The sequence below is a fragment of the Microlunatus parietis genome (assembly GCF_013407955.1).
In the GTDB taxonomy this organism is placed as follows: domain Bacteria; phylum Actinomycetota; class Actinomycetes; order Propionibacteriales; family Propionibacteriaceae; genus Microlunatus; species Microlunatus parietis.
The window spans coordinates 5,397,680-5,409,879 of the sequence record NZ_JACCBU010000001.1 but is presented as its reverse complement, the minus strand read 5'-3'; the positions used below and the strand labels follow the sequence as shown (position 1 = coordinate 5,409,879).

Genomic DNA, 12,200 nt, shown 5'->3' with positions numbered 1-12,200 from the left:
CCGCAAACGTTTGCCACCGGTTGTCAGAGGGTGCGCAGCCGGCCAACGCGCTGCGCAGCCTGTGCCTGCTCGGGTAGCGGCGGTTCACGGACGCGACTGTCAGTCGCCGCCTTTAGGCTGCCGCCATGTTCAGCACGATCCCGGTGCCACCGCCGACGCCGGCCCGGAAGGTCGCCGGGTACGGAATGCCCGAGGACACCTCGTCTCTGCTCGACTGGTCGTTCGTCGACACCGAGATGGCCGCCGCCGAGCACTACTGGCTGACGACGACGTTCCCCGACGGCAGGCCGCACAGCGTGCCGCTCTGGGGACTCTGGCTGAACAACCGGCTGCACTTCGACGGCCGGCCGGAGACGGCCTGGGCGCGCAACCTGTTCCGCGACCCGCGCTGCCTCGCGTACCCACCGCACCCGACCCGGGTGGTGACGGTCGAGGGCCGGGCCCGAGTGATCGAGGACGACGACCTCACCGATGCCGAATGGGCCGAACTGGACGGCCGGTTCCAGGCGAAGTACGGCGTCACGGAGGGCTCCCCTTACTGGCAGCTCGAGCCGACGACCGTGATCGCCTGGAACGGCGGCAAGCTCGACACGATGACCCGCTGGCGCTTCTGATCACCGGCCCGTCGCGATCAAGCAGGGTGCCCTCCCGCTCCACGCAGTGATCATGCTCGCCGTCGGACTGCTGATCGGTTGGCTGGTCCCTTCGCACGATCCTCGAGCCGCGTTGGCGATCAACCGGCCGGCTCGTCGAGCAGCCGGCGAAGATGGTGCAGGAAGATCCGGAACGAGCCGCGCCTCAGGGCAGCGTCGCCCTCCGCCAGGTGCTGGCGGGTCAGGCGTTCCGCCATGATCGTCACCGCGGTGCCGCGGACGCGCTCGCGGAAGTCAGGCGCCTCGCCGGCCACCTCGATGTAACCGGCCTCGAGGTGTGGCACGGCCGCGTCTTCCACCGAGTCGAGTTCCGGGTCGGACAGCCGGAAGGTGGCAAGGTCGTGCCAGCCGTTACTTCCTTGGATGTCGCCGAAGTCGATGATCCCCGAGTACCGGCCATCCTGATGAAAGACATGAGACACGTGGAAATCGCCGTGCGCGAGCCGGCCTCGGGCAGGAGCCTCCGCCGACTCCGCATCGACGATCCGTCCGACCTCGCGCACGGCTTCCCTGCCGAAACCCAGGTTCCGTAGCGGCCCGGCGTCGAAACGTCCGATCCAACTCGCGAAGTCACGATGTTCGGCTTGCAGCGGCCACTCTCCATGATCATCCCGGATCCAGCCGAAGCCCTCGACGGAGACCTGATTCACCAGCGCCAAGTCGCGACCGGCAGCTCGATAGATCCTCGACAGGTCCGCTGGAGCGGGGACATCGATGATCCGGCCGCCATTCGACCCATAACCGATCATGGGCCGCCCGGGAATTTCCGACGTGATCAGGACCGGACGAAGTACGTCCTCGTCGAACGAGTCGCAGTGCAGGATCTCGGGAACCGTCACACCGATCCTGCGCAACTCGGTGTGGACCGCGGCCTCGGCGGCGAAACTGGACCGCTCGCCCGCAGGCCACCGGAGATAGAACCGCTGTGTGCCGTGCACGATCCGGTAGACCTCGGTCGACACCCCCTCCATCACCCGTTCCCAACGCGTCCCGCCGCCGAAGATGCGACGCAGCATCCGGTCGATCGCCGACGGATCAGTTTCGGTCACCCGCCGCCACCTCCTCGGATCGCTGGGCAGATCCCCGATAGACAAGGGAGATCCTTGATCAGCACGGTAACCCGCTCGAGCTCGGCCGGACCCGACGGATCGCGTCCAAGGACCAGACCATCGCGCTCATCGCCAGCGATGGCACCACGCCGAAAGCCGCCATCGTCGGCCTGTGCTTCATCGAATGGGCCCACTTCCCGGGCAGGCTCCATGATCACGACGACAGCTACGGCAACGTGCGCCCGTTCCTGCCGTTGACCTGGGGGCGAGAGCCTGTTGCGGACTCGCGCGGCGAAGCACCGTGGCGTGCTCCACGCCAGACCGCCTGGAACCGGCGCCCCGCGGATCCCCGAAGCGGCGCGCCGGATCCGGATCCCTGCGCCTCGGACCGAGGTCACACCGAAGATCTTGCGGTCTGTGGCCGGACGCTCAGATCCTGCCGACATCGACCGGACGCTTTTGGCCGCGGATCCGATCTGTCATGTCTCGGGTTCGTCCGGACAGTATGTCCGAGGTCAGTGTGGACAGATGGTGGTGTGGTTGGTCAAGGGTCGGGGCCGCGCGGGAGCTGCGAGGAGGGTGGCGTCGTCCTCGTCGTGGTCAAGGCCGGGGCCCTTCGGGTTGGCCTTCGGCCAAGCCTTGACCTCGTCTCCGGGCGCCTGCCGATTCGCGGTCAGCTTCAGCGTGGCGGGTTTGGGCCGAAGCCGCTAGAAGGGTTGGGACCGCTCGGTGGCGTCGCGGCTGCCGTGTTCTGGTTGCCAGCCGCTGGATTCGTCGAGGAAGTCGTCGGGCCAGGGTGCGGGCCGGCCGGTGTCGTCCCACCAGCCGGTTTCGTAGCCGGCTTCCAGGGCTGCCCGGTATTGATCTTGGGTGAAGCCTGGACCGTGGATGTCGCGGAGGTCGATCTTGGTCTCGTCTGGTTCAGCGGCGTCTGGTTCACGATCGTTGTTGATCATGGTTGTTCCTTGCGTTGTCGTTGTTGGTGGATCAGCAGGGGCAGCCGGCCGCCGCGGGGCCGTCCGTTGCTGTAGTAGGTCTTGCCGGGTTCGAGGACCTGGGTCCGGAGGTGGCGGCCTCGGCCATCGAAGATCGTCACGGTCTGACCGGGCTGATCGTGGTGACGGTGGTCTTGGCATGTTCACGGCCGAGCTGGATCCGGACACCGTCGACCCGCACGCTGCCGTTCGCGGCGACTCTGGGCTGTTTCGACCGTGCCGGCCGTGCCGGTGCCGGTGCCGGTGGGGCCGGGACCGGCGGGACCGCGACCGGCCCAGCGGCCATGACCTCGGCCGGTGTGCGCAGGCCGAGGGCTTGATGGCCACGGTCGTGGTTGTAGTAGCGGTCGAACTGATCCAGCTGTGCTTGCAACTCGGCCAACGAGGTCGCCCTCGGCCGGGCTCTCAGCCAGCGTTGCACGGTCTGATGAACCCGTTCGTCCTTGCCCTGGGTCTGCGGATGCCCCGGCCGGCCGGTGATCGGACGACACCCCAGTCCGGTCAGATGATCAACCAGACGGCTCCGCCGGCCGATCCGGGTCTGATTCAACGCGCTGCCGTTATCGGTGAGCAGCAGACACGGCACCTGGAACGCAGCGATACCCCTGTCGACCACCAGGATCGCCGCCTCCACCGTTTCACCCCACGCCGCGAGCGAGGCGATCATGAACCGGGAATGATCATCCACGAGCTGGAAGATCACACACGCACGGTCAGCGGCCAGCACCCAGTCGAACGCGTCGAGCTGCCAGCACTCATGCACCAGCGCGAACACGAACCGTCGCACCGCCGACCGCGGTCGTTTCTGCGGTTGCGGGACCACCATCCCGCGACGGGAGAAGATCCGGGCCAGCGTCGACGCGGCCGGCGGCGTCACACCCAGCCGGTCCATCCGGAACCGGACCGAGACCGGTCCGTAGTCACAGCCCTGATCCCTCAGCTCCTTCCGGAGCCGGACCGCCAACTCCTCGATCTCCAGCCCGACCGCGAGCGGATGCCCCTGCGGCCACGACCGCGAACGTGGCTGGACCGCCGCCGCCGGATCCTCCGCTCGAGCACGAGCCCGGAGTTCGTAGAACCAGGACCGCGACAGCTTGTGCCGCTCACAGAACCGAGAGACCGCGCCCCGCGGCGCGTCCTCGGGCCAGAACGCGATCTGAACACGAATGTCCACCGAGACCACCCTGTCTGCCATGAACGCCAGCATGCGTTCGTCCGAACTGTCCGGACGAACCCGAGACATAACTGTCCGGTCGAACACAAGTCAGGACAGCCGCGGATCCGATCCGGACGTTGCCCGTTCCGTCCGCTCGGTGCTGCCTCGTCGCCGGCCACGAAAGATCTTGCGGTGTTGGCTGCTCCGGCGCTCTCGGCGGTCGTTCCGGGCCCAGCCGGTCGCCGCTGACCTGCAGCCCCAATCACCACTGCGCACCAGGCTCGCGAGTGGCACAGAATTGCAGTTTGCTGCCCTCGCGAGGCCCGATTTCCCCGGTTCCGAGGGAAGCAAACGGCAATTCTGTGCCACTCAGCTCCGGTACGGAGCGAGGACGGCTCGGATCTGGCCGCGCAGCCAGTCGGCAGGGGAGCCTTCGCGGTGGATCGCCCAGCCGATCAGGGCGCCGTGGTAGACGGTCTCGATCAAGATCGCCAGCGCAGCGGGATCGGTGCCGGGTCGGAGTTCGCCGGCGTCCATCGCGGCGACGAGTTCCCGCTCGACGTCGGCCCGGACCGCCCGGGCACCACGCAGGGTCTCGGCGTGGAAGTCGGCGTCGGTGAGGTCGAGTTGGAGCAGGGCGACCGAGTTGGCCATCTCCTCCGGCGAGTCGATCCCGGCGACCGCACCCGCCAGGCCCTCCTCGATCCGCCGCAGCGGCGACTCGAACTCCGGCCGGTCCAGCGACCCGACCCAGAGGTCGACGCCGCGCCGGTCGGCGGCGAGCAGCATGCCCCGCTTGGAGCCGAAGCGCTGCACCAGGGTCGCCGCCGACAGCCCCACCTCGGCGGCGACTGCGGCGAAGGTGACCCGGTTCGGGCCGATCCGGTGCGCGAGCGCCAGCACGGCGTCCAGCAGGTCCTCGTCGCTGACCGTCCGCGGCCTGGGCATCAGGCCGGCATTCCGCTGTCCAGCACGACCTGGCGGGCCGCCGTGTCCACCGAGCCCCAGTCCGGCCGGGTGCCGTCGGCGTCGACGAGGTCGTACTCGCGCATCAGGTCCCAGGAGCCGAGGCAGGTGCCGGCGAACCGGGCCCGGTCCGGGTCGGCGGCCAGCGCGGCGATCCCCCGGGCCAGCAAGTGCGGTGTCTCCGAGTGATCGAAGTACGGCAGCGTCGCCGCCCGCTCCTGCCAGGTCTCCTCGGTGATGCCGTAGTGGTCCAGCATCGCCTCGGACCGCAGCCAGCCGGGCGTCACGGTCAGGGCCGTCACGCCGTGCGATCGCAGCTCATGGGCCAACGCCGCACCGAGCCGGACCACGGACGCCTTGACCAGGTCGTAGGCGACGTTGCCGCGGTACGGCACGTCCGCCTTGCCGTCGCCGACCTCGATCACCAGTCCCCCGGTACCCTCCAGCACCAGGGGGATGGCGTAGTGGTTGGTGATCAAGTGCGTCTCGATGCCGTTGCGCAGCACCGAGATCGTCGCATCGAGCGAGTGCTCCCAGAGCGGCTTCTCCTCCACGAAGGAATCCCCGCCCCACACGTCGTTGATCAGGATGTCCAGCCGACCATGATCACGACGGATCCGGTCGACCAGGGCCGCGACCTGTTCCCGATCGGAATGATCACAGCGCACGGCGATCCCGTCGCCGCCCGCGGCGGTCACCCGTTCGGCCGTGTCCTCGATCGTCTCCGGTCGGTCGATCGGGGACCGGCCGGCCCGGGTCGACCGGCCGGTGCCGTACACGGTGGCGCCGAGCGCGCCGAGTTCGACGGCGATGGCACGGCCGCAGCCGCGGGTCGCTCCGGTGACCAGGGCCACCCGCCCGGTCAGTGGACGTTCTGATTCACTCATACTCCGACCATAACCGAACGTTCATTTATAAACAAGCTCGGCTATCCTGCGAGCCTCCGACCGACGAAGGACGGCACCGTGTGGACCCCTGATCACTTCGCGGCCTCCGAGCCAGGCTGGGACGCCCGATTGATCACCGAGAACCCGTTCGGGATCATGATCAGCAGCGACGCCTGCGTTCCGCTCGCGACCCACGTGCCGATGCTGATCCACCCCGCGGACCGGGATCGGGCCCGGGCCGGGCTCGAAGGCTGCCGGATCATCGGCCACCAGGCGCGAGAGAACCACCAGTGGCGGACGATCGCCGACGGCGACCGACTCTTGTTGATCTTCAACGGCCCGCACGGGTACGTTTCGCCGACCCAGTATCCGGACCAACCGGCCGCCCCGACCTGGAACTACACCGCGGTCCACCTGACCGGCCCGGTCACCCTCGTCCATGATCACGAAGCACTGCTCCGCGTGGTCAACCTGACCATCGACACCACCGAACGGGACCGCGACCCCGGCTGGGACCGGGAACCGTCGCGGGACCTCTTCGACCGGATCGTCGGCGGCATCGTCGCCTTCGAGCTGACCGTCGAGTCCGCCGCGAGCACGTACAAGCTGAGCCAGGACCAGCCGGAACACCGGCGAACCCTGGTCACCGAACAGGCACTCGCCGATCCCGATCAGGGCCGGCGCCGGTTGGGCGACTGGATGCGTCGGGCCGGCGGCTGAGCGGGCTCCGATCCGCCATGACGGCCATCACCACCGTGAACCAGAGCAGCGCCAACAAGATCAACTGCGCCATGACGATGCCTCTTGCTCGGTACGCTCAACCAACAGCCGATCGAGCTTCTCGTTCAGGGCCAGGATCTCGGCACGCAGATCGGCGGTCTGCTCCTTCTCGGTGATCGTGATCTTCTCCACCAACCAGGACGCCAGAGTTGCCGTGACGATGCCGAGCAAGGTGATCCCGCCGATCATCAGCGCGGCCGCGGCGAGCCGGCCAGAGTCCGTGGTCGGATAGCGGTCGCCGTATCCGACGGTTGTCATGGTGGTGAGGGCCCACCACAACGCATCGGCGAACGTGGTGATGTTCGCCTCCGTGCTCTCCCGTTCGGCATCGAGCACGGCAAGCGCACCGCAGAACGCCATCAGCGCCGAGCCGCCGGCCACATACACCGCCACCCGACCGCGGAGGCCTGTCGACGCCTTGCGATTCAGGATCTCGAGCAACGACACCAGGCGCAGCAGCCGGAGCGGTCGGAGCAGCGGCAACGCGATGATCAACAGGTCGCACCAGTGTTTCAGCGCGTACCCCTTCCGATCCTCTGCCAGGACCAGCCGGGCGATGTAGTCGACCGCGAAGAGCGCCCAGGTCGCCCACGAAGCCCACTGGAATCGCTCGACCCAGAACAGCCCGATCTCGGGCCGAATGATCGGCACCGCGTAGGAGACGAGGAACGCGACGGCCGCGACCATCAACGGCCACTCTGTGGCCCGCTCCCAACGCCCGGTCAGAGACGACCGGGACCCCTGAGTCAGTTCCATGATCATCTTCTTCAGTCGGCCCTGCGCCAGCGCAGCCGATCGTCCTCGTCAGTGGTCTTGCACTCCATCGGCACGCCCTTCTTGCTCACGCCCTCGGCACCCGCCGATCCGCAGAACGAGCCCGGGTGAACCACCTGCGGTCCGGACTCCTCCTCGTCTTCTTCTTCGTCCTCGTCGTCCTCGCGCGGTTCTTCGGTCTTCTTGGGCTTCGGCTTCTCGGTGTGCTCCGGCTTCGGCTCGTCCGACTTCTTGCGTTGAGGTTCCTCGGACGTCTTCGGCTTGGGTGACTCGGTCTTCTTCGGCTTCGGCGCCGGCTCGTCGGTCGTCTTGTCCCGTGCAGGGGGCGTGAGCACCTTCGGTGTGGGCGGTTTCTCATCCACACAGTCAGTCAGGACCCGAGACATCGCGTCGCGCTCGGCTTTGGTGACCCACAGTTCGAACTCGTGCTTGACCGCGATCTGCCAGGCCACATAGGCGCACTGGTTGATCGCGGGCAGCCAGGTGGCGGCGTCGCCGGCGTTCTTGCTCGCGTTCGACGACTCGGTGACCGCCCGCAGGTTGAGGAAGGAGTTCGCGAACTTCTCCCGCTTCGTCTCGGTCCATTGCTGTGCGCCCTTCTGCCAGGCATCGGACAGCGACACCACATGATCAATTTCGACCATGCCGGCCTGGCCCTTCTCGAAGCTCATCACCACGCCGGAGTACGGATCGGTGAGGGCTCCGGCGATCACCACACACCCATCGGTATTCGCTTTGGTGGTGATCACCTCAAGGTCACGCCGCAGCACGTCGTCTCGCTGACCGCATCCGTTACGGTCGATGTCCTTCCAGCGCTGGCCGTACTCGTCGCGGTCGTATCCGGTCTTCGGGGCCCGGCCCTTGACGATGAGTTCCTGCAGGAGGGCTAGCGCAGTGCCGGGCTTCGCGGCCGGCTCTGCACGAGTCGGTGTCGGCGTGGGGGCAGGAGCCTTCGATGCGGAAGGCGCCGAGCTCCGTGTCGGCTCGGCTGAGGGCGCCTCGGCGGGAGTTGCCTCCGAGGCAACGGGGGCAGGTTCGGCAGCTACAGGTGCCGTCGCCGCGGAGATCCCGGTCATGACCATCGCGACGACGAGCAGAGCAGCAATCGGTGCTCCCGCCGCGAGAAGCACGGCGTTGACCTTCCTCTTCGTCGCAGCCTTCGTGTCGACGTTCTGCCGGATGTGGTTCGTCCACCTAGCTCCGTCGAAGTACCGCTCCATCCCAGGGCGGTCAGGGTCGGGATTCCAGCCAGGTTGGGTAGGGTTATGCACGATCAATCGACTCCGCTTTGGTCGGTTGGTGGAGCCCACCCGCAGCCAGATCTGTGGGTGGGTTACCTCGCCTGGCCGGGTTGCAGCCCGCCAGGCGAGGGTCTTCTACAGGGTTGGTTCTGGGTGCGCCGAAACGGCGACTTGCTTCGCCCCCTTTTGTTGAAGCTCGAACAGGTTAAGCCGCGGCCCAGACCATTGAGCCGAAAACGGGCAACCTGTGTTGGATTGAGGTCTTAAGTCCCAAGCCCGTCGAGCAGCGCAGTGTCCCCCCGGCGGTCCCAGCGGCCCCGGAATCGTCGGAATCGGTCAGTTCGCCCGGCCGGTGCTCTCCCGGGCGACGACGGTGAAGTCGACGGTGAGGTGGCGGGCCGCTTCGGCTGCGCCGGCGATCCGTTCGGTCAGCATCCGTACCGCAGCGCGGGCGATCTCCCCCTTGTCGGGGGCGATCGTGGACAGGGTCGGGGTGACGGTCCGGGCGGCTTCGATGTCGTCGATCCCGATCACGGCGACGTCGTCCGGAACCCGGACCCCGCGGCTGGTCAGCGCGCGGAGCGTCGCCACGCCGAGCCGGTCGTTGAAGCAGAAGATCGCGTCCAGGTCGGGGGCCCGGGTGAGCAGGCTGGCCACGGCTTCGGCGGTGCGCTCGGGCGTGTGGTCACCGTCGACGGTGCTGATCAAGGTCTCGTCGTACGGCAGCCCGGCCGCCTCCAGTGCGGTCCGGTAGCCGGCATAGCGCCGGGCCGGCTCCAGCCGCTGCCGGCCGGCCGCGCCCTGCTGCGGTGACCCGATGACGCCGATCCGGCGGCGGCCCAGTCCGAGAAGATGATCAACGGCGGCGGTGGCGACGGCCCGGCTGTCGACGGCGACGCTGTCGGCCGTCCGGACCCGCCCTTCGCCGAGCAGGACCAGCGGCGTCTGGTCGGTCCGGGCCCGGAGGAAGCGGTCGGAGACGGACCAGGGTTGCAGGATGACGCCGTCCAGAAACCTGCTGTGGAAACCCTCCGCGACGTTTCGCTCGCGCTGCAGCTCGCCATCGGTGGACTCGATCAGCACGGTCAGCTGCTGTCCCGCGGCCTCACGGACGATCAGGTCGGCGAGTTCGGCGAAGTAGGGGCTGCCGAAGGTCGGCAGCGCCAGCGCGATCACCCCGGTCCGGCCGCGGCGCAGGTTGCGGGCGGCGAGGTTGGGCCGGTAGTCCAGCTCGGCCAGCGCCCGCTCGACCTTGCCCCGGGTCTCGACGGTCAGGTGCGGATAGTCGTTCAGCACGTTGGAGACCGTCTTGATCGACACCCCGGCCAGCCGGGCCACGTCCTTGATCGTCGCGCTCATGATGCCAGGAAGCGTACGTACTCGAAGGTCGCGGTCAGTCTGGCCCCAGGCGCGGCCCCGAACGCGGCCAGGCCGATCCGGGGCGTCGGCCCGGCGGGCAGGGTGCGCACCCCGTGCCAGACCCAGTGATCACCGTCGACGCTGGTCGCGGCCCGGTAGTGGTGCTCGCCGGTGGCCGGGTCGGTCTCGTGGCGCAGCCGCAGCCACACCGTGTCGCCCGTGGTCGGGCCGAGACGGGCGTCGCCGTACACCACCCGGCCGTCCCAGGGCAGCTCCGTGCCGAACGCGACATGCCGGGTCCGCCGCGCCGCTGCGTAGCTGAGATTCACGAAGTGATCATCGCCGGCGTACGCGATCAGTCCGGCCTGCGGCCAGGCGGCCGGATAGCCCTCGCCGTACGGCACGGTGATCTTGGTCTCCACGGTCCAGTCCCCGTCGGGCGGCTGGCGCAGCAGCAGCGCGGCGCCGTCGTCGGGGACCGGCCGCTGGTCGATCAGCTCGGCGGCCTCCTGCACCGGCAGGGTCAGCCGGCCGGCGCCGACCTCCGCGGCGGGATCGCGCAGCGGTTGCCAGCCGGAGCCGAGACCATGATCGAATTCGTCGCCGGCGCCGGGGAGCGGCTCGCCGACGGCCGGGTCCGGAACCTTCGTCGTGACCGGGACGTACAGCGGCGCGGCGGTGATGTCGTCGAAGTCGGCGGCCGCGCCGTTGCTGATCAGGTCGAGCCGCCCGCCGCCCGAAGTGGGCGGCAGCGACAGCTCGGCGGCCGCCAGCGGATCATCGAGGCCGTGATCGGTGACCGTCGCCTCCAGGTGCCGGCCACGGATCCGGAGCTCGAGCTCGTGCCAGTCGTCGTAGCGGAAGCCGGCCGGCAGCGGCAGCGCCCGGCGTTCCCCGACCCTGCCGTCCCGCCGCACCATGATCACGAACGACTCCGTGTCGCGATCGATCACCGCCTCGACGGTGAGATCGCCGCGGGTGAGGCTCAGGCCGGCCGAGCCCTGCCCGGGATCTCCGTGCCGGACCGCGCCGCGGAGCCGGACGTCGCCCCGGGTCAGTCGCGTCGCGCCCAGTGCCTGGCGACCGGGAGGGCTGCTGAGGAAGCCGCCGGCCGGCTCCCGGCCGACCGTCCAGCCCGGCCGCGGCTGCCACACCCGCGGCGACAGGGTGCCGTCCTCGAACGCGGCGGCCGTCGTAGCGACCATGCTCGGCGCCGGTTGCGGCCCGTCCAGCAGCCCGCGGCCGCCGTTCGTCGTGGGCCAGCCGTCGACCCAGTCCAGCCGGCTGATCACCAGCTGCCTGCGGTTCAGGCTTCCTTGCAGATAAGGGTTGCTGCGGTCGATCGCGTGCGTGACCAGCCACTGCTGCCCGGCCAGGTCGGTGGCCAGCGTGTTGTGGCCGACGCTGACCCATCGGTTGCCGGTCGGCACCTGGACCGGGGTGCCGCCAGCATGCCGGCCCAGCACGGAGTGACCGTCGCGATCAAGGAAGGGACCGAGCGGACTGCGCGCCCGGCCGACGTGAACCGGGTAGCCGGAGGCCGGCCCTGCGCAGCATCCGCCGATCGCGGAGAGGAAGAGGTAGTAGAAGCCGTCCCGGTACACCAGGTGCGCGGCCTCGTAGCGGTTCTCCAGGGTGACCTGGACCGGCTCGCCGACCGCGGTCAGCCCGTCGGCGGACAGCGGCACCACCCGCACCCCGCCGTCGACGGAGCCGTAGTAGAGATACCGGGTGCCGTCCGGCGTCGCGACCACTTCCGGATCGATCACGTTCCGCCACGCCTGGGTCCCGGGCACCGGCTCCCAGGTCTCCGGCCCGGTCACGTACGCGCCGGAGTCCGTCCAGGGCCCCTGCGGTGCCGGGGCCGTCGCGACCCCGATGGCCCGCCAGTGCCGGTCGACTCCGGCGTTCACCACGTACGAGTAGTAGAGCAGGTAGCGCCCGTCGACGTACTCGATGTCGGGCGCCCAGTACAACCGGTTGGCCTCGTCGCCGAACCCGTCATAGCGCGGCTCCGTCTTCTCGGTGAACACGTCGCCGACGTACTCCCACCGGACCAGGTCGGCCGACCGGGCGATCATCAACCTGCGGTAGTGATCACCGGGGAACAGCGGATCGCCCGTCGCATAGGCGTACCAGTAGCCGTCGCGACCCCTGATCATGGTCGGATCGGCGAAGTTGGGAATCGTCTCACCGCCGACCGGATTGGTGAAGGCCGGCGGCGACTCGGCCGACGCCCGCGGCTGCGGCGAACCCGCCACGGCCAAGATCAAACTCAACCCGACCAGCACGGCAACCGTGACGACGCAGTACGGCTTCGCCCTTCGAGCAACCACCGGA

Annotated in this window: 13 protein-coding genes; 2 read left to right on the top strand and 11 right to left on the bottom strand. The window is 68.9% G+C overall.

Annotated elements, in window-relative coordinates; genetic code table 11:
* Positions 1–125 precede the first annotated feature (125 nt).
* On the top strand, positions 126–614 hold the full coding sequence (locus BKA15_RS26065) for a pyridoxamine 5'-phosphate oxidase family protein (RefSeq protein ID WP_179755842.1): 489 nt from the start codon (positions 126–128) through the stop codon (positions 612–614).
* Between the two features lie 119 nt (positions 615–733).
* Here the strand turns inward: BKA15_RS26065 and BKA15_RS26060 are convergent, their stop codons facing one another.
* The 7 genes from BKA15_RS26060 to BKA15_RS26030 form a co-directional block, all read right to left on the bottom strand.
* Positions 734–1,702, bottom strand: coding sequence for a phosphotransferase family protein (locus tag BKA15_RS26060; protein ID WP_179755839.1), 969 nt, complete (start codon positions 1,700–1,702; stop codon positions 734–736).
* Positions 1,699–1,920 (bottom strand): hypothetical protein, encoded by a 222-nt coding sequence (locus BKA15_RS26055; RefSeq protein WP_179755836.1) that lies wholly within the window; start codon positions 1,918–1,920, stop codon positions 1,699–1,701. Before BKA15_RS26055 ends, BKA15_RS26060 begins: the two co-directional genes overlap by 4 nt.
* Positions 1,921–2,409: 489 nt before the next feature.
* Positions 2,410–2,658 carry a hypothetical protein gene (locus BKA15_RS26050; protein ID WP_179753172.1) on the bottom strand — a complete coding sequence of 83 codons (249 nt, stop codon included), beginning with the start codon at positions 2,656–2,658 and terminating at the stop codon, positions 2,410–2,412.
* Positions 2,655–2,798: a hypothetical protein gene (locus BKA15_RS26045; protein ID WP_179753174.1), complete on the bottom strand. Its 144-nt coding sequence runs from the start codon at positions 2,796–2,798 to the stop codon at positions 2,655–2,657. Before BKA15_RS26045 ends, BKA15_RS26050 begins: the two co-directional genes overlap by 4 nt.
* Positions 2,795–3,892, bottom strand: coding sequence for an integrase core domain-containing protein (locus tag BKA15_RS26040; RefSeq protein WP_179753176.1), 1,098 nt, complete (start codon positions 3,890–3,892; stop codon positions 2,795–2,797). The genes BKA15_RS26045 and BKA15_RS26040 overlap by 4 nt, the downstream gene beginning before the upstream one ends.
* Positions 3,893–4,222: 330 nt before the next feature.
* Entirely contained in the window at positions 4,223–4,801 is a 579-nt protein-coding gene (locus tag BKA15_RS26035; protein ID WP_179755834.1) for a TetR/AcrR family transcriptional regulator, read from the bottom strand.
* Positions 4,801–5,706 carry an SDR family oxidoreductase gene (locus BKA15_RS26030; RefSeq protein ID WP_179755832.1) on the bottom strand — a complete coding sequence of 302 codons (906 nt, stop codon included), beginning with the start codon at positions 5,704–5,706 and terminating at the stop codon, positions 4,801–4,803. The genes BKA15_RS26035 and BKA15_RS26030 overlap by 1 nt, the downstream gene beginning before the upstream one ends.
* Positions 5,707–5,784: 78 nt before the next feature.
* On the opposite strand from BKA15_RS26030, the gene BKA15_RS26025 reads away from it, so the two are divergent.
* The gene (locus BKA15_RS26025; RefSeq protein ID WP_179755829.1) at positions 5,785–6,426 is read left to right on the top strand and encodes an FMN-binding negative transcriptional regulator; all 642 of its coding nucleotides are present in this window, start codon (positions 5,785–5,787) and stop codon (positions 6,424–6,426) included.
* A 60-nt stretch (positions 6,427–6,486) separates the two neighbouring features.
* Here the strand turns inward: BKA15_RS26025 and BKA15_RS26020 are convergent, their stop codons facing one another.
* The 4 genes from BKA15_RS26020 to BKA15_RS26005 all read right to left on the bottom strand — a co-directional run bounded on the left by BKA15_RS26020 (position 6,487) and on the right by BKA15_RS26005 (position 12,196).
* Complete coding sequence (locus BKA15_RS26020) at positions 6,487–7,242, bottom strand: potassium channel family protein (protein ID WP_218871571.1); 756 nt, start codon at positions 7,240–7,242, stop codon at positions 6,487–6,489.
* 11 nt (positions 7,243–7,253) lie between these two features.
* Positions 7,254–8,531, bottom strand: a complete 1,278-nt coding sequence (locus BKA15_RS35005; RefSeq protein ID WP_312879710.1) for a GmrSD restriction endonuclease domain-containing protein — start codon at positions 8,529–8,531, stop codon at positions 7,254–7,256.
* Between the two features lie 306 nt (positions 8,532–8,837).
* The gene (locus tag BKA15_RS26010; RefSeq protein ID WP_179755823.1) at positions 8,838–9,860 is read right to left on the bottom strand and encodes a LacI family DNA-binding transcriptional regulator; all 1,023 of its coding nucleotides are present in this window, start codon (positions 9,858–9,860) and stop codon (positions 8,838–8,840) included.
* Positions 9,857–12,196, bottom strand: coding sequence for a glycoside hydrolase family 43 protein (locus BKA15_RS26005; protein WP_179755821.1), 2,340 nt, complete (start codon positions 12,194–12,196; stop codon positions 9,857–9,859). The genes BKA15_RS26010 and BKA15_RS26005 overlap by 4 nt, the downstream gene beginning before the upstream one ends.
* Between the last annotated feature and the right edge of the window lie 4 nt (positions 12,197–12,200).